Here is an 18,355-nt window from a genome sequence, read left to right as displayed (position 1 = left end):
CTTTTTATGTAGAAAAAACGGTTCGGATGACTTATCTAATAAAGATAGGTCATCCGAACCGCTATAAAAAGACAATAACTATGTCATTATTCAATTACATAGCCAACTTTCTTAATAGAACAGGAGAATTAATGTTCTATTTCTTTTGCTTCCTGCTGCCAAGCATTAAATCCTTTATCAAGCTCATAGACTTTATAGCCTCGCTTACTTAAAATTTCTGCTGCTTTCTTGCTCCTTTTCCCGCTACGGCAATAAAGAGCCACCGGTCTTTCTTTCTGAAGCGTAGAATCAGCCATTGCAGCAAATGAATCATCCAGAACATTGATATTTACCGCTCCCGGGATATGTCCTTCCGAGTACTCGGCCAACGTACGAACATCCAAACGCTGTACATCATCCGCTTTAATAAAAGAATCAAAATCTGCGACCGATAGTGATTTGAAATCAGCTTTCGGTTGCTGACAAGAGAATAAAGTGGAAATCAAAAGGAAAAAACCTGCAAATAGTTGACTCATCTTTGACATTGTTATACTATTAAAAAACAAATATTATTTTCATTAAAGAGCAGACAAGTAGTTAGTCAACGGATTGGCATACATCAACAATAACTTCTCACGCAGAAATGGAACATCCTTATTGGGAATGTCAATCTTACCCAACTGTTGCTCAATATAGTTTTCAAAATGTAATTTCTCTTCCTGCGTATAATGACTGACAAATTCACAAGTACCCGATAATAAATCGTGCGCCACATAGTTTCCCGAATAAATACGATAATTACTATGAATGCGTTTATCTATCACAGAAGAGATATGCGAAAACAATTCCGGCTTTGGTAAACTACGATCAAGCTGCTCTAAAACATCATTAATACAAACACCTGCCTGAAAATGTACTTTCCCTTTATAACCAAACAACCCGGTCTGCATATTTCTTAAATCATCCTGCGTTGTTTTCTTATATCCCTCAATATCTCTCTTCAACTGAAATTCCTGAGCCTTAAGAAAATCACAGGGATCATACTCATACGAAATGGCAATCGGAGCGATATTTATTTCCATCAGCCGGTCAATGGTATCTCCTTCGCCTCCCATAGCCAACATTTTCAATACACTATCCTGTGTACGGTCATTAGAATCTTTGGCACGTCCTTCACGTTGAGCAATCCAGATGGACTGATCCTTCTCCATAATCGTATAGTGCATATAGCGTGACATGCGGGCAGATGATTCTAACATTTGCCGCATAGTCAATGCACGCTGTACTATAAACGACTTATTAACACGAACCAGTTTCTTAATCCACGGATAAATCAACAGATTATCCCCGATAGCTATCTCTACGGTATCCATACCTTGATCTACCAGCAAGATAGAAAGAAAACCCGAATCAAGTATAATATCCCGGTGATTGGATATATAAGTATAAGCTTTATTTTTATCCGGCAATGCCGTATGATCCAAACTCAGACCATCGGTAAAGTCTTTTGCTATCTTCCATAAAATACCATAGCAGAAAGTTTTCTGAAAATCCAGTTTTGTTTTACAGGCACGCATCTTCTGTGCCAGTATTTCAAAAGGCACATTCGGAATGGCATCACAAGCAGCTTTTTGAAATGCCGGATCAGCAATTAGTTCCTCAAATATTTGAGGAAGTTCATCGTCATTGTAAGGACGTATTTCATCAAACTCTATTGTATCCATAAGCAGCTATAAGTTATGAGAAAACTTATTCTCTATTATATCAGTCATTACTTCTTTTATATCCAGTCCGGCAGCACGTACTTGCTGAGGAATAAAGCTGGTAGTCGTCATACCCGGAGTCGTGTTAACCTCCAGCAGGTTTATCTTATCACCTGCTGTTATGATATAATCTACACGAATAATGCCGGAACAACCCAGAATATCGTAGATAGCCGAAGTCAGAGTTTGTACGCGACGCGTGAGATCATCAGAAATACGGGCAGGAGTAATTTCATCTACCTGACCGTTGTATTTAGCATCGTAGTCAAAGAACTCATTGTCGGTAACTACTTCCGTTATAGGGAACACCACTGATTTCTCTTTTGTTTTATAGCAACCGCAAGTAATCTCCGTACCATCCATAAAGGCCTCAACAAGTACTTCCTGCGCTTCATTGAATGCTTTAGCAATAGCCGGCTGTATCTGTTCACGCGTTTTAACCTTTGTTACTCCAAAACTGGAACCACCCAGACTGGGCTTGATGAAACAAGGTAACCCAATTTTCTCAACAACATCTTCATCCGAGACAGACTGCCCCTGACGGAGCAGCAGAGATTCTGAAATACGAACCCCAAAAGCCTTGAGATATTGGTTACAAGTGAATTTGTCATAGGTGATAGCAGCCGCCAATACTCCACAACAAGAGTATGGAATACGCAGCATATCGAAATATCCCTGCAGACGACCGTCTTCCCCCGGAGTACCGTGAATGGTGATGTAGGCAAAGTCAAACTTCACTTTCTCCGTACCATTTACAAAACTAAAATCATTGCGATCTACAGGTGCTTTCTTTCCGTCGGGCAATTGTACTTCCCAACGGAGTCCTTCTATCTCAACGATATACAAATTGTACTTCTCCTTATCTATAAAGGAATATATTCCCTGTGCACTACGCAGAGATACATAAAATTCGGAGGTATACCCTCCTGCTATGATAGCAATTGTGCGTTTCATTCTAATTCTCTATTACTTATATAGCCTCTCCACTTCTCTATCAGTTGGGCCATGTCGTCAGGCAACTCTGAGGTAAAGTTCATCTCCTCCCCTGTGACAGGATGAACAAACCCCAGTGTCATGGCATGCAAAGCCTGCCGCGGACAAGTGTCAAAGCAGTTGTTTACAAATTGTTTGTATTTACTAAAATGAGTACCCTTCAGAATCTCATGCCCCCCATAACGCTCGTCATTAAACAATATATGACCGATATGCTTCATGTGGACTCTGATCTGATGGGTTCGTCCGGTTTCGAGTACACACTCCACCAGAGTGACATACCCCAAACGTTCAAGCACCTTGTAATGAGTTACGGCATGTTTTCCAACCGTTGGATCAGACATTACAGCCATCTGCATTCTATCTTTCGGATTACGGGCAAGGTTACCAATAATAGTACCCTCGTCTTGTTCTACAATTCCCCATACCAGTGCACGATATTTACGTTTGGTTGTTTTATTAAAGAATTGTATTCCCAAATTGGTTTTTGCATCCGGTGTTTTAGCTATAACCAATAATCCGGAAGTATCTTTATCTATACGATGTACAAGACCTACATGCGGGTCATTGGCATCATAGTCCGGATTATCTTTCATATGCCATGCCAAAGCATTCACCAATGTTCCATGATAGTTCCCATGCCCCGGATGCACCACCAGGCCAGGAGGTTTATTTACCACCATCAGGTATTTATCTTCATAGACAATATTAAGAGGAATATCTTCGGGAATTATCTCATTCTCATAACGCGGACGATCCATCATGACCGTTATCACGTCAAGCGGCTTCACCTTATAACTGCTCTTTACCGGTTTGCCGTTGACCATCACAAATCCGTCAGCAGCAGCTTTCTGAATACGGTTACGCGAAGCATTAACAATACGCTCAAACAGATACTTATCGACTCTCATCAAAGCCTGTCCCTTGTCTACTACAACCCTAAAGTGTTCATAAAGCTGGGCATCGGCTTCCTCGCCAACAGGTTCTATATCATCAATATCAGTTTCAATATCGTCCGGCAATTCCTCTATCATACAGTTCGCTCTCTTTTCTATAACAAGTAGGTAAATTTACTTAAAACCAGGAGTCATCTGCCGACACATCCGTAGTTCCTGCAGCATCCTCTACTATCTCAAGAGAATCACTATCCTGAACCAGCGTCTCTCCATCGCCCACCAATAATGTCAATATAGCTCCCACCGGAACTTTATCGCCCATGTTCAATTGACGCCCTTTATACTTCACACCATACACCCAGTCTTTTTCTCCTGAAATCAATTCACTCTCGGATAGTTTAAATCCGGCAGCCAATATCTTGGCCTGCGCCTGACGCACAGAGCTATTATCAGCAACATCCGGAACAAGACGTAAAGGAACGTCCAATGTATTTATAGTCAAATAAACAGTTCTTCCTTCCTTCACCTTCTGCCCGGCAGATGGGTTTAATTCCAGAATACTCCCGGCAGGTTTGTTTTTCACATAGCTGGAATCCGAGACCACGCATACCAAACCATGATTACGAAAAAGCATTTCTGCCTCTCCTACTGTCATGCCTTTGACATCCGGCACCACGACAGCTTCACCATGACGAGTATAAACATCCAGCCATTTCAACACTCCAAATAACAGCAGAATGACCACTGCCATCATAGCTATCAGGTTTAACCAAAAGTACTTATTGGTCTTGAATGAAAAAAATTCCTTTATCGTCATAAATCTTAGCCGTTAATCCGGGTCAAAGATACAATTTTAAGTACATAGTAGCACAGAGTTTTACAGAGTTTTTAGTTTTCTGATGCCAATAGGATGCAATTAAACCACATAATAACATTTGCAACTCATTACTACATAGATTCTTTCGTATAGCTTGACATACACAGATACATAGAAAGCCATAACGGAACGATGTACGAGATGCACATCTCGTACTGCACGACATGCACATCTCGTGCTGCTCCACATGTACATCTGGTAATGTACGAGATGCACATGTCGTACATTGTATCCCACCGAACAAAGGGGACTTCCCCGTAGAAGAAAGTGAGCTCCCATTAGGGGACAAAAAAAAGAAGTAAAGACAATGCCTTTACTTCCCCAATTTCTTTTTGTACAGCTATGTGGCTAAAGAGCCTTATGCTTTTACTCCGTTGTATTCGTCAGAAACAGTCAGTTTCTTACGACCTTTTGCACGACGGGCAGCCAATACTCTACGACCGTTAGCTGATGCCATTCTCTCACGGAAACCGTGTTTGTTTTTTCTCTTTCTGTTAGAGGGTTGAAATGTTCTTTTCATTATTATATCTTGTTTTATTGTTATTATTCTACGTAATCGGGCTGCAAAAATAGGCACTTTTTTTAAATAAACCAAGAGATAACTCATTTTTAGTCAAAAGATTTTGTGTTTTTTGCCGATTTAGATTACTTTTGCACTCGGAAATATCAGTCGATAACTCAATAACATTATAATAATAAAGGATATCAAGTATGATTAATGCTCAAGACATCAAGAACGGAACCTGCATCCGTATGGACGGAAAACTCTATTTCTGCATTGAATTTCTTCATGTAAAGCCTGGAAAAGGTAACACTTTTATGCGTACCAAGCTGAAAGATGTAGTAAGCGGTTATGTTCTCGAACGCCGTTTCAACATCGGTGAAAAGCTGGAAGATGTACGTGTAGAACGTCGCCCTTACCAGTTTTTATATAAAGAAGGGGAAGATTATATCTTCATGAATCAGGAAACTTTTGACCAGCACCCTATCGCTCACGATTTGATCAACGGTGTTGATTTTCTGCTTGAAGGAGCCGTATTAGATGTTGTATCTGACGCCTCTACAGAAACCGTACTTTACGCAGATATGCCCATTAAAGTTCAGATGAAAGTTACTTATACAGAACCGGGCATGAAAGGTGATACAGCCACTAACACACTGAAACCTGCTACAGTAGAATCAGGTGCTACAGTACGTGTTCCATTGTTTATCAACGAAGGTGAAACAATTGAAATCGACACACGTGACGGTTCTTATGTAGGACGCGTGAAAGCATAACAAAAATATTTCATTTACACAACAAACGGTAAACCAATTGCAAGATAACCGCAATTAGTTTACCGTTTGTTATGTTTATCCCCTGCTTAATCATTATATTTGCCTATCAAATAAAAACCTTTTTAATTTATAACAAAATGAAGCGATTAATGTATGTATTATGCTTTGTCCTGATATCCGTCGTTGCACACGGGCAAGCAAAGTATGTGTTCTATTTCATAGGAGATGGAATGGGCGTAAATCAGGTAAACGGTACGGAAATGTATCGTGCAGAATTACAAAACGGACGCATCGGTGTAGAGCCATTACTTTTTACACAATTCCCGGTAGGTACTATGGCCAGTACTTTTTCCGCTACGAATTCAGTAACCGACTCATCAGCCGCCGGTACAGCTCTGGCTACAGGTTCTAAGACCTACAACGGTGCTATCGGAATGGATGATCAAAAGAATCCTCTACAAACCGTAGCAGAGAAGGCCAAGAAGGCTGGTAAAAGAGTAGGAGTTGCTACCAGTGTAAGCGTAGACCATGCCACTCCGGCTGCTTTCTATGCACATCAACCCAACCGCAGTATGTACTATGAAATTGCAACAGATCTGCCCAAAGCTGATTTTGACTTTTATGCAGGATCGGGGTTCCTAAAACCAACTACAACTGCTGATAAGAAAGAGGCACCCAGTATTTTCCCTATGTTCGAAGAAGCAGGTTACACACTGGCACGTGGCTACAATGACTTTAAAGCAAAAGCTCCTCAAGCAAAAAAAATGATCTTAATTCAGGAGGAAGGTGCTGATGTTTCATCTCTGCCCTATGCCATCGATCGTAAAGAAGGAGATCTTACGCTGGCTCAAATTACAGAGAGCGCAATTGAGTTTCTTACCAAAGAGAAAAATAAAGGCTTTTTCTTGATGGTCGAAGGTGGAAAAATAGACTGGAGTTGCCACGCCAACGATGCTGCTACCACATTCAATGAAGTGATTGATATGGACGAAGCAATCAAAGTAGCTTACGAGTTCTACAAAAAACATCCCAAAGAAACACTTATCGTAGTAACAGCGGATCATGAGACAGGTGGTATAGCTCTTGGTACCGGTAAATACGCACTAAACCTGCAAGCGCTTCAATATCAGAAAAACTCAGCAGATGTACTTTCTACACAAATTAGCAAACTAAGAAAAGCTAAAAACAACAAAGTATCTTGGGAAGATATGAAATCGTTCCTGGCAGAAAACATGGGATTCTGGAAAGAAATACCTATTTCCTGGGAACAAGAAAAGAAATTGCGTGACGAATACGAAAAGTCATTTGTAAAGAACAAGGTGGTGTTCGAAGAAAGTTTATATTCGAAGAGCGAACCAATGGCTGCACGCGCCAAGGAAGTGATGGATGAAATCGCAATGATCAACTGGGCCAGCGGTAGCCACTCAGCCGGTTATGTTCCGGTATTCGCCATTGGAGCAGGTTCACAACTTTTCGGAGGGAAAATAGATAATATTGAAATTCCAAAACGGATAGCAAAAGCCGGAAGATATTAATGTAACTGCCTGCCGGTGGAATCAAATTCGCCCTTATATGGCTATGAATGAAACAATCGGGTATAAAACGCAAACGGCACTGCCTCTGCGTTTTATACCCGATTGCTTTTATACAAAGAATTTCAAATGATAAGTATGCGTAGACATAATAACTTTAGCTATATACACGCCAGAAGACAAAGCAGACACATCCATCATTCTGTCGTCAGAAAGAATTTTGCTATAAAGTAAAGTGCCTGATATAGAACAGATATCCACATGCACATCCGTTTGACAAGCAGGTAATACAAACCGGATATACCCTTCACCATCAGAAAAACACCGCACTTCGTTATTGAGAGAGGAAGAGGTCAGACCGGAAAAAGGAGGAAGATCCGGATCTACGCCTGGATCCGCTTCACCGAAATTTTCGGTCAGAAAAGCAATACGTTTCTTTAGATACATCTTCAAATATTCTACCCCTTCACCATAAGTATCAAAAAGGAAAGTTTCCAGATAAACACGTTCACTAAGCACCTGCCAGCGGTCGAAGTTTAATTCTTGAGAGCGATCTATCAAAGAGGCAGTCTCCGATATATAATCCGACAGATGTTTCTCGATACCAGAAGCCACCAACTCTTTCCATCGCGCATTAACAGCACTACGGAACCAGGGATCTTTCCACATCCGCTGAATCCAGTCTTTGGGGATGCAGGCAGATTCACGCATCACCTCATAAATAACATCACCAAAGCGATTATCATTATTAAAAGCAATATCATAATCCCACAAAGGTCCCCAATATAAATGCGGATCTTCGCGTTTCTTATAAATATAAGTACTCCAAAAAGAATCGGAGTTACCAACCAATTCACATGCTATATACCAATTAATCAATGACCTTTTATCTACCAACACCCGATATCCGGTAGTAGGATCGGCAAAGTTATCCGCGAAAAGAGCATTCTCAAAATTACAAATATAATCCGTGATGTACTTTCGCTGGCTGCTATTAATTTCATCGTCTTTCGGATACTTCACTGTAACCTTCAATTTCTGAGGAGTTTGAAACCAGACTGGCTCTGAGTCGGCAAATCCATCCATTTCAATCAAATAACCTCCGGTAATCGCCGGTTCTTCGATATCCGTCGTTTCCTGTTCTTCGACAGGTACACGTGCTTTTCCTACTTCAATCTGATCGGATACCATATAGCTACCCAAAAATTCATCGTTAAGTACAACATCAACAAAACGAGCTGATGGAGTAAATTCCATTCCCATATAATGGCTGATTTCAAAAGCTACCGCATTTCGCATCAAAGTTTTATCCGCATGATTGGCAAGCAATACCCAACTCTTAGCCTTGGCATCCAAATTCAACAAATGAGTTTTCTTATCGAACTTGATCCGATATGGTTTCTTTGCCAGTCCCCAGGTTGAATTTCCGCGTCCTCGAATACCCAATGCAACATCCTCCGTACATTCGGTCAGATTACTACTTACTATTGATAATTTACCGGAAACATAGTCAGACTTACCGATCGTTTCTGTCGGGTTATCAGTTTTGATATAAAAAGTAGGTAACTGAGTATATTGTTCTTGTGCAAACACTGAAAAATAACCCACTATAATGCAAGACAAAAGGAGTAATACTTTCTTCATTTCTTCTTTTTTTAGTTTGTGTGTAACAATTCCGCAAGCAAACGCTCTATTCATAAAAAGCCCTTCTTCTTCTGTATATCACAGTAAACCAAAGCACAAGAAGGATAGCCTCAATATATGAAGTTTTAATCTATTTACAAAAGTAGTCAAATAATATTATAGTCAAATACTTTTCCAACAATAAAGTCACAAACGCTACTATAAATTGCAAAAATAGCCTGGTACAAATAAGCACCCCAACCAATACTAAGTATCTGATAGTTGAAAAAACTCCGCTTACAAGTGGGGAATAACAAACACTTACAGTGTTTCAATTATATCAAAAAAACTGAAATGCACCCCGAAAGTTTTGTGTCTAACTTTTGGGGTGCACTTCAATCGAACAGAGGACTTTTGTTTTTTATACACTGATAAGGTATAACACACTATATTATCCAAAAGAAAATTCATATCTACTACTTTGTTCAGATATGACCATATTGTCTCCCCTTAGTTCAACGCTTATCTTTTTATCTCTTGCCAGCCATCCTAAAATAAACGCGAAACTTTCCCGATCAATTCTCATGTGAGCGGAAGACAACTTACCAAACAACTCTTTAGTATTAATCTCACGGGTTTCCCTCAATATGCGTCCAATCTTAGTCAACGCACTATTAAAATCTTGCTCGTTCATAGTTCTCCGTTTTTAAGTTAAACAATATATTATTCTATCGCAGAATCTATAAATAACAAATAAATCTTCTTCGATTTATTTGAACAGAACCTCCCTTATTAAAAACAAATATAGCATTTTAAATTAAAAAATAAAACTTTTACGCCTTATTTTCACACAATCCATAAGTAAAAAAAGCTTTTCATTAACAAATGCCACATTCCCTTATCTCTAAAAACGTAACTAAAAGAAAAATAAACGAAGCATTATAATTGTGTCTCCCCCTCAATATAATTTTCCAAAAACAAGTTCTCACCATCAAATACAGCATACGAGAAGTAATTAATCCAATCCCCTAAAATCAGTATACGAGCGGTAGCACTAAGCATCAGGTCAAGTTCTATATGCCGATGTCCATAAAGAAAATAATTTATATTGGGATGACTTTTGAGATATTCTTTTGTATAAAGTACCAAATGTTCTTTATCTTCACCCATATAATCTGGCTCTTTCCCATCCTCACGCTTCATTCGGCTATGTTTTGCCCAAGTTAGCCCCAAGTCGATACTCCATCTCGGATGAATCATCGAGAAAAGGAACTGTAATGTCTCATTATGAAACATTGCACGCAAGAACTTGAACTTTTTATCCGGATCTCCCAAGCCATCTCCATGAGCAAGATAAAACTCCTTTCCATAGATTTCAGTGGTCAGTGGTTTTCGATGAATAATAGCCCCACACTCCTTAGTCAGATAATCCCCACACCAGATATCGTGATTACCAGTAAAGAAATGCACTTCCACTCCCATATCTGTCAACTCTGAGAGCTTTCCCAAAAAACGAGTATATCCTTTGGGAACAACCAGTTTAAACTCATACCAGAAGTCAAACATATCTCCCAACAAATAGATAGCAGCAGCCTTATGCTTGATACTATCCAGGAAATTCACTAACCGTCGCTCCTGTGTACGACCGTGCTCAATAGCACGAGAGCCCAAATGAGCATCAGAAAGGAAATAAACGTTTTTCATAAAGTAGATGTTTTTATATTCAGTGTTTTTATACTAAAGAAATCCCAACTCCAGTTTTGCTTCTTCACTCATCATATCCTTATCCCATTCCGGCTCAAAAACCAGATTGATGATAGTTGAGGTCACTCCTTCTATCGATTCTACCCGTTGCCGGACATCTTCCATAATAAAATCGGCTGCCGGACAGTTAGGTGCAGTCAGTGTCATATCAATAGCCACCTCACCTGTTTCAGATACATCTATTTTATAAATAAGTCCCAAATCATATATATTGACCGGAATTTCCGGATCAAATACAGTCTTGAGCATGTCTACTATTTTTTCTTCTATTTCAAACTTTGTCATAGTTGAGAGTTTTATTGATTACTTACACAAAAATAATGCTTTTCTATATAGAAAGGTTTATAGCGTCCCTCTTTTTATGTACTTTTGTTAATTATACGAATCAACAGTTGAATTTCTATTTTAACCTAATCAGTCTCTTTCCAAATGAGTCTGCATTACCATCTATCTCTTTTCCCGGTATTGAGCCCCCAAACTCGTAGAGCAAGGTATAGAGTCTCGGTGCGTGAGATTGTTTTACATGTACATGTAAAGCAGTAAAAACATGTACATGTAAAACAATACTGCATACCGGAAAAAAGAGTGTCCCTTTCTGAGAAAGACAAAGTACGACACCGGGCAAGGGTAACCATATTGCTTGGAAGTACTTCCGACACTCGAAGATGTGTTTGGCTCAACCATTGATTCACATTAATTATAAAGTCATCCTATTCTTTATATCATCCCCTCATCTGCGAAACTATAGTATTTGCCATCACAAACAATCACATGGTCTATCAATTTAATATCTATAGATTTGGCAGCATTGAATATTCGCTGTGTCAGCACCTGGTCTTCCTGACTGGGATGAATATTGCCCGATGGATGGTTATGAACAACGGCAATCTGGGTAGCACGTTGCAACAATGCTTCCCGAAGAATAGAACGTACATCCACAAACGTTCCGGCGATACCTCCTGTACTAATCCGGACAGAACCAATTACTTTGTTTCCCTGATTTATCAGCAATACCCAGAACTCCTCGAGCGCAAGATCGCACATCAACGGATGAAATACCTCATAGATATCTTTAGAACAACGAATCACGGCCCGTTCTTTTATTTCCTGTAACCTGCGCCGTTTGCCAAGCTCCAGAGCAGCCATAACAGTAATACTTTTGGCCGGTCCAAATCCTTTAAAACGAGAATAATCACGCACTTCCCAACGAGCAAGTTCATTCAAATCGTTGTGGCAGGAAGCAAGTATCCGCCGCATCAATTCAACAGCACTCTCTTCTGTATTTCCCGATCCGATAAGGATAGCCAATAACTCTGCATCACTCAGTGCATCAGCTCCCTTTGCCATCATCTTTTCACGTGGACGGTCTTCTTTGGCCCACTGACAAATAGTAAGTTTTTGCGGCTCTTTCATTTATAGAAGTTTTTCCGAAATGCTTCGAACTCACCACGTTTCAAGATACAACGCTGCCACCAGGCTCTCCAAAAGCCGGTCCCATAGCCAATGAGTTGTATAAAGGAGGCGGCAACCGAATAAATGCCAATACGGAAACTACGGTTCTGAACAGTAGAATCCATACAGACCAATAAAGCATAAAGAACAATAGGTAGCAGACTAAATAGGCAAAACGGAGTACCAATAAGCAGTATTACTACTCCCAACGTAAACACAGCAGGAAGTAAATGTACCAGTTTCAATGATTCCGGATATTTTTTATAAAGATTGATACGGGCAATACCCGAATTATGTACTTGCTTGAAGAATTTCCTCAAATCCGTACGCCGCTTATGATATACCCAGGCACCCGGAAAGAGTCTGCAACGGTATCCTTCTTTAAAGATACGGATACTAAAATCAATATCCTCACCAAACCGCATTTTAGAAAAGCCACCTAAGGCCTGGTATACCTCCCGTCTCACTCCCATATTAAAGCTGCGCGGATAGAACTTGTCCATCTTCTTTTTCCCGCCGCGAATACCTCCGGTAGTAAAGAAAGAGGTCATAGAATAGTTAATCGCTTTCTGAATATCCGTAAAGGAGTCATGAGCACGATCGGGACCTCCGAAAGCATCTGCCGGAGCTGTCTTTAATTCCGCGTCTATTGCATCCAGGTACCCTTCAGGAAGAATACAATCAGAATCTAATATTATCAGATACTCACCCCGACTTCGTTCTGCCCCATAGTTGCGGGTTTGCCCCGGACCGGAATTCGTTTTTTGGTAATATTTCAAATCAAGGACAGCCTTATATTTCTCAGCCACTTCCAGACATGGTATGGTAGACCCATCTTCTACTACTATCACCTCAAAATCTTTGAAACTTTGATCCGCAAGACTTTGCAACAGTTCATCGACCTCATCGGGACGATTGTATACGGGTATAATAACGGAGTATCTCATAGTTATTGTTTTATCTATATTGCAAAGATACATCATTATTTTAATAAAAACGGGGCTACTCCTAATTAGGATAGCCCCGCTCTGTATATTATCTGTTTTACAGATTATTTACCCACAACAGTCATTGTGTCAGACGCAATCAGCAACTCTTCATCCGTAGGAATAACTACTATCTTTACCTTTGAATCATCTGTAGAAATGATAGCTTCTTCACCACGTACTTTGTTCTTTTCGGCATCTATCTTCACACCCATGAATTCGAGCCCTTCACATACACCGGCACGACAACTTGCCTGGTTTTCACCGACACCACCTGTGAAAAGAATAACATCTACACCACCCAAAGCTGCAGCATAAGCACCAATATATTTCTTAATGCGATAGAAATACATATTCTCCGCCAGAATTGCTTTCGGATTTCCTTCAGCTACGGCAGCTTCCAGTTCACGCATATCACTTGATACGCCAGAGATACCGAGTACTCCGCTCTTCTTGTTGAGCAGATTAGAAACACCTGTCGTAGTCAAACCTTCTTTGTCCATAATGAAAGCCACTGCACCGGCATCAATATCACCGCTACGTGTGCCCATCATCAAACCTTCCAATGGAGTAAGTCCCATCGTAGTATCGATACATTTGCCATCCTTGATAGCAGCAATAGAACCACCATTACCGATATGGCAGGTAATGAGTTTCAAGCCCTCTGCTTTAATACCTAAGTATTCACATACACGCTGTGAAACATAACGATGAGAAGTTCCGTGGAAGCCATAACGGCGTACACCATATTTCTCGTACAGTTCGTAGGGTACAGCATAAAGATATGCGTAATCCGGCATTGTCTGATGGAAAGCCGTATCAAATACACCTACCTGAGGAATATTAGGAAGGATAGCTGAGACAGCATTTACACCTTTCAGATTAGCAGGATTGTGAAGCGGAGCCAAATCATTACAAGCAACAAAAGCTTCCAATACGTCTTTGTCCAGCAATACAGACTTGCTAAAACGTTCGCCTCCGTGTACCATACGATGACCTACCGCATTAATTTCATCCAGAGACTTAATCGCACCATACTCCGGGCTAACCAAAGTATTAAGAATGAATTCTACACCTACTGTATGTTCGGGAATATCTTTTTCAAGTACTTTCTTCTCTCCGTTCGGTAAAGTAAGTTTCAGGAATGAACCTTTCAAACCTATCTTTTCGATACCACCTTGTGCAATCACTTCCTTGCTGTCCATGTCGAACAGCTTGTATTTAATGGATGAACTACCACAGTTCAATACTAATATTTTCATTTTTGATTTCGATTTTAAATTATTTCGCCTTCTTGGCAGCAATAGCCTGATTAGCAGTAATAGCAATCATTCTGTAAACATCTTCAATAGAACAACCGCGTGAAAGATCATTCACCGGACGAGCAATACCCTGAAGAATCGGTCCTACTGCATCGGCATGTCCCAAACGCTGAACCAGTTTATAAGAAATATTACCCACTTCGAGGCTTGGTACTATCAGCACATTAGCTTCACCTGCAACCGGAGATCCCGGTGCTTTACTTGCACCCACTGAAGGAACCAGAGCGGCATCCGCCTGCATTTCACCATCAATATTTAGCTCTGGCGCCATTTCTTTAGCCAATCTTGTTGCTTCTACCACTTTGTCTACTACCTCATGCTTTGCAGAACCTTTGGTTGAAAAGCTTAACATAGCTACCTTCGGATCTTCAATTCCGGCAACAGCCTGTGCTGTACGAGCTGTACAAACTGCAATCTGAGCCAGCTGAGCAGCATCGGGAACCGGAGTTACAGCAACGTCTCCCATTACAAGCAGACCATTCTGTCCACACTCAGGTGCATGTGTCAACATCAACATTGCACCAGACACAGTAGTGATGCCCGGGCTTGTTTTAATAATCTGAAGAGCAGGACGAAGCACATCACCTGTTGTATTACGTGCACCGGCCAACTGACCATCAGCATCTCCGTTTTTAATGATAAGACATCCCAAATACAATGGGTTGAGTACCAATTTACGGGCTTCTTCAATAGTCATGCCTTTTTTCTTCCGAAGCTCACACAACAATTGTGCATATTCTTCTTGTTTCGCATGATTTTCCGGGTCAATAATGGTTGCCTTACTGATATTTCCCAATCCCCACTTAGCAGCAGCCTCATGAATTTCATCCGGATTACCCAGAAGAATAAGGTCAGCAACTTCATCTGTCAAAATCTGATTGGCAGCTTTCAGAGTACGTTCTTCTGTACCTTCAGGAAGAACAATGCGTTGACGATCCGCTTTCGCACGTGCAACAATAGAGTTAATTAAATTGAGCATAGATATTTAATTTTATGTATAATTCTGGTAGTAGGTGTTATTCACGCCGCAAAAGTACACAATTTTGCAATATCTACATTGCAAAACGGGGCGTTTTTACGCCCCGAAGATACAATTATTATAATATTTAACACTAACGAATGATTTGCGGAGATACTTCCTTAAACTGTTCCATACACATTCCGATAGAAGCACCAATATAAGTAGGATCACAAATCAAATATTTGGCACCATCGTCCAGCACCACATAATCACCGGGAATCTCCTCTGTAAAACGGACTGCTGAAGCAATATGATTGGGATAATCGAGTAAAATAGCATCTAAGCCTAACAAATCTTTCACTAAAGTAGAATACAAGATAGCACGGTCTTCACAGTCACAAGCCGGATAAAAAAAGTTTTCGTCCAGGAAGAAAGGTTTCTCATAACCAAACTGTGCCCCATCGGTCTGATATTCAAAACCTGTCTGCACAAACTCTATGAGTATATTAGCAGCCTCTCGCTGAGATTTACCTTTGATAGCTTCTTTCAGAGGAGGATACAGAGTTGCTTTTAACTCTTCACTCATGGGAGTGTGATAATATACCGACACATCACACTGCGGATAGCTCTTATAAAATTCTATCAGGTTCTTATTAACCACCGTCTCCACTTTTACCGAACCGGATTTAGGAGATATGGCTTCTGCATATTCAACCATATTAAACTCAGGCGCCGCATCGATAGAAAGAGAAACATAATTCTTTGCATTCGCAAAATCCTGCTTATAGGTATAAACTCCCATCGGGCCATTCTGCTTTTCCGCATCAAAGACATAATACTTGGTACCCTCCAATATTATATAAGGTATACCATATAATGCTGCGGCAGGTGCTACCATCAGTTTCAGTTTTTCGTTAATTTTGGAAAGGCGTACTTTATATCCCGATTTATTCAGAATAAACATTTGCAAAAAAGCAATATCATCTTTCTGCTGTTCACCATAAAGCTGTTCGCCAAGCTTCTTAGTAAACAACAAATACCCCCAGTCACTCATCTTCTTCTCTTCACGCAGAGTCATGCAATCCTTTATCAATTGTTCATGATCCGCTTTACAAAGCTGGCTCCAAGCATCGGCAACATCTGCTTCCCGATTCCCTGCCAATGCAAGATTTTCAATTGCACCAGTTGCCACATTAAAGAAAGAACCATAAAAATCAACAGGCGTACGACGTACAGGAGTCTCTGATTCCGGTACCACCGGAATATCTATTTTCACGGGAAGATAGGGCCGTCCCGGAATATACACTCCTGGTACAGGTTTATCCGTAATAGATGGTAAAGCGGGTTTCTTTATCTCAACCGGTCTCCCTTCAAGAGTAGGCCTTTCCATTCCCGGTATTCTTGGAGGAGCCGGTTTAATTTCAATAGGTGCTTGTGACCGTTTACCATCAAATACCGGTTGTTTGACAGGTTCAGGACGTACCGGCGCTTCTACAGCATCAAATGCCTCAAATTTAGTCCACGCTTCTCTAAGAAAAGTATCAAAGTCGGCATCCGCCTTATTTTTAAAATCATTAAACTCTTTCTGTTGCTGCTTTTGAAAACTTTCAAATTCCTTTTCAAAGTCAACATCTTGCGCCATTGCCACCGGAACAGCCAATAGCTCAATCACAAAAGGAAAAATACACTTCATCTTATTCATCTGCGTATTATTTTTAGTAACCAGCGACTCATTATTATCCTACTTAATCAACATCATCTCATAGAAAGCACACTCATCTGCGAGTATGCCTCATGAAACTCTTGCCCGTCATTCTGAGTTATCTGCCCGAAAACCGACCAGACGTTTTCCATCACCCCAGCTTTCTGTAAAGCAGCTTTCTTGGCTTCCATAAAAGCGCGCTCCTCAGCTTGCTTCAAAGTGATCTCTTCACTGACCTGCCAACGCCCCTGTACCCCTTTCACCTTAACAATGTCCTGGGCACAAAGGCTTCCGGCAGATATCAACAATAAAATAGCTATAACTCCGAGTAGCCTATTTATTCTCATTCAAATCTTTCCCTTTTTAATAATCGATCCTTAATACCCTAACTTATCCAGTTCTTTGGCCAGGTCTTCCGACTTCTTTGCCAATTCGGCACGTACTGCACTAATCGCAGCCTTATTCGCAGATTCCAGGCTATACCCAAGTGTTACCATCACCTCTACATTTTTGTTTTCAAGCGTTCTATACACTTCTACCAATGGCGTGATACGTCCCAAAGTAGCCGAAATCACACTTTTACTGGCAGCAACTACACTTGAAAGACTGGCAGCTTCTTCCTGTCCCATATCATCATTGGCCACTTTTGCCTCAATCAGCTGAGACACTTTTGTTTGAATCTGCCCCGCAAGTTCTATTTTGGCAGCATTGGTTGCCTGCAAAACAGCAGAAGACTGATTACCACCAATAGCTCTTGAAGAAGCAACATACCAGAACGGAGTTCCGTCCGGAGTCATTTCTGCCTGCTTCTGCCATGCATCCTCTATCTGCTTATCTAATGGCAATTTCCCAATTGGAGTTTTAAACCCTTCTTTTGTTAATTTCTTAGCTTCTTTACGTGCATCTTTAAGTGCCTTTTTTTTCAGTTCATTGTTTAAAACTTTCTCTTGTTTTGCCATTGTTTTGTAGTCTTTCTTGGTAGCCTTTTCTTGTGCAAAGGTATTTACAGATAACATCAGAGCAAAAACCGTGAAAACGCTGATTAGCAAGTTCTTCTTCATATTCGTCTTGTTTTAGTAGTTAATATTCGTTTTTTAAATCGGACATTGATATTTGCAAAAATATATATATTTTCTTTTCTATTCCTTTTTTCATTGTTTTTTTTCATACAATTGAATGGTTAAAATAATTTCTTCACGGAAAACAGTGACAACTCTCCTACTTATT

At 40.4% G+C, this 18,355-nt stretch carries 18 protein-coding genes and 1 pseudogene; 2 read left to right on the top strand and 17 right to left on the bottom strand.

The genetic code is table 11. From position 1 onward, the window contains the following. Positions 1–128: 128 nt before the first annotated feature. The 6 genes from QX565_RS02180 to rpmH form a co-directional block, all read right to left on the bottom strand. Positions 129–524 carry a rhodanese-like domain-containing protein gene (locus QX565_RS02180; protein ID WP_025867691.1) on the bottom strand — a complete coding sequence of 132 codons (396 nt, stop codon included), beginning with the start codon at positions 522–524 and terminating at the stop codon, positions 129–131. A gap of 33 nt (positions 525–557) precedes the next feature. Then, a complete protein-coding gene (locus QX565_RS02175; protein ID WP_289291040.1) occupies positions 558–1,703 on the bottom strand; it encodes a 1-acyl-sn-glycerol-3-phosphate acyltransferase in 1,146 nt (381 codons plus the stop codon). A gap of 6 nt (positions 1,704–1,709) precedes the next feature. Then, positions 1,710–2,696, bottom strand: a complete 987-nt coding sequence (locus QX565_RS02170; protein WP_221650247.1) for a D-alanine--D-alanine ligase — start codon at positions 2,694–2,696, stop codon at positions 1,710–1,712. Continuing rightward, positions 2,693–3,769 (bottom strand): RluA family pseudouridine synthase, encoded by a 1,077-nt coding sequence (locus QX565_RS02165; protein WP_221650246.1) that lies wholly within the window; start codon positions 3,767–3,769, stop codon positions 2,693–2,695. The genes QX565_RS02170 and QX565_RS02165 overlap by 4 nt, the downstream gene beginning before the upstream one ends. Positions 3,770–3,809: 40 nt before the next feature. Next, positions 3,810–4,448: a PASTA domain-containing protein gene (locus tag QX565_RS02160; protein ID WP_221650245.1), complete on the bottom strand. Its 639-nt coding sequence runs from the start codon at positions 4,446–4,448 to the stop codon at positions 3,810–3,812. 418 nt (positions 4,449–4,866) lie between these two features. Then, positions 4,867–5,028 (bottom strand): 50S ribosomal protein L34, encoded by a 162-nt coding sequence (gene rpmH, locus QX565_RS02155; protein WP_002558970.1) that lies wholly within the window; start codon positions 5,026–5,028, stop codon positions 4,867–4,869. A gap of 191 nt (positions 5,029–5,219) precedes the next feature. On the opposite strand from rpmH, the gene efp reads away from it, so the two are divergent. Beyond that, complete coding sequence (gene efp / locus QX565_RS02150; RefSeq protein WP_002558969.1) at positions 5,220–5,786, top strand: elongation factor P; 567 nt, start codon at positions 5,220–5,222, stop codon at positions 5,784–5,786. Positions 5,787–5,923: 137 nt separating this feature from the next. Continuing rightward, positions 5,924–7,321, top strand: coding sequence for an alkaline phosphatase (locus QX565_RS02145; RefSeq protein ID WP_221650244.1), 1,398 nt, complete (start codon positions 5,924–5,926; stop codon positions 7,319–7,321). A gap of 108 nt (positions 7,322–7,429) precedes the next feature. On the opposite strand, the gene QX565_RS02140 is transcribed toward QX565_RS02145, so the two are convergent. The 11 genes and pseudogenes from QX565_RS02140 to QX565_RS02090 form a co-directional block, all read right to left on the bottom strand. After that, entirely contained in the window at positions 7,430–8,962 is a 1,533-nt protein-coding gene (locus QX565_RS02140; protein ID WP_289291035.1) for a CotH kinase family protein, read from the bottom strand. A 430-nt stretch (positions 8,963–9,392) separates the two neighbouring features. Beyond that, positions 9,393–9,635 (bottom strand): winged helix-turn-helix domain-containing protein, encoded by a 243-nt coding sequence (locus QX565_RS02135; RefSeq protein WP_221650243.1) that lies wholly within the window; start codon positions 9,633–9,635, stop codon positions 9,393–9,395. A gap of 245 nt (positions 9,636–9,880) precedes the next feature. Further along, positions 9,881–10,645, bottom strand: a complete 765-nt coding sequence (locus QX565_RS02130; protein ID WP_221650242.1) for a UDP-2,3-diacylglucosamine diphosphatase — start codon at positions 10,643–10,645, stop codon at positions 9,881–9,883. 33 nt (positions 10,646–10,678) lie between these two features. Beyond that, the gene (locus tag QX565_RS02125; protein ID WP_221650241.1) at positions 10,679–10,990 is read right to left on the bottom strand and encodes an iron-sulfur cluster assembly protein; all 312 of its coding nucleotides are present in this window, start codon (positions 10,988–10,990) and stop codon (positions 10,679–10,681) included. Between the two features lie 432 nt (positions 10,991–11,422). Beyond that, entirely contained in the window at positions 11,423–12,118 is a 696-nt protein-coding gene (gene radC / locus QX565_RS02120; RefSeq protein ID WP_289291028.1) for a RadC family protein, read from the bottom strand. Then, positions 12,115–13,104 carry a glycosyltransferase family 2 protein gene (locus QX565_RS02115; protein WP_289291026.1) on the bottom strand — a complete coding sequence of 330 codons (990 nt, stop codon included), beginning with the start codon at positions 13,102–13,104 and terminating at the stop codon, positions 12,115–12,117. Before QX565_RS02115 ends, radC begins: the two co-directional genes overlap by 4 nt. Positions 13,105–13,208: 104 nt before the next feature. Beyond that, a complete protein-coding gene (locus tag QX565_RS02110) occupies positions 13,209–14,405 on the bottom strand; it encodes an acetate kinase (protein WP_289291024.1) in 1,197 nt (398 codons plus the stop codon). Between the two features lie 19 nt (positions 14,406–14,424). Continuing rightward, positions 14,425–15,444 carry a phosphate acetyltransferase gene (pta, locus tag QX565_RS02105; protein WP_002558957.1) on the bottom strand — a complete coding sequence of 340 codons (1,020 nt, stop codon included), beginning with the start codon at positions 15,442–15,444 and terminating at the stop codon, positions 14,425–14,427. A gap of 133 nt (positions 15,445–15,577) precedes the next feature. Beyond that, the gene (locus QX565_RS02100; RefSeq protein WP_289291021.1) at positions 15,578–17,128 is read right to left on the bottom strand and encodes a hypothetical protein; all 1,551 of its coding nucleotides are present in this window, start codon (positions 17,126–17,128) and stop codon (positions 15,578–15,580) included. Between the two features lie 59 nt (positions 17,129–17,187). Next, a pseudogene (locus tag QX565_RS02095) lies at positions 17,188–17,475 on the bottom strand (DUF4384 domain-containing protein); the annotation flags it as partial. Between the two features lie 30 nt (positions 17,476–17,505). Beyond that, positions 17,506–18,189 carry a hypothetical protein gene (locus QX565_RS02090; RefSeq protein WP_289291020.1) on the bottom strand — a complete coding sequence of 228 codons (684 nt, stop codon included), beginning with the start codon at positions 18,187–18,189 and terminating at the stop codon, positions 17,506–17,508. Between the last annotated feature and the right edge of the window lie 166 nt (positions 18,190–18,355).

It is taken from the genome of Bacteroides sp. 41_26 (genome assembly GCF_949740115.1).
In the GTDB taxonomy this organism is placed as follows: Bacteria; Bacteroidota; Bacteroidia; order Bacteroidales; family Bacteroidaceae; genus Bacteroides; species Bacteroides nordii.
The sequence above is the reverse complement of the archived record's forward strand: the minus strand, read 5'-3'. Positions and strand labels throughout refer to the sequence as shown.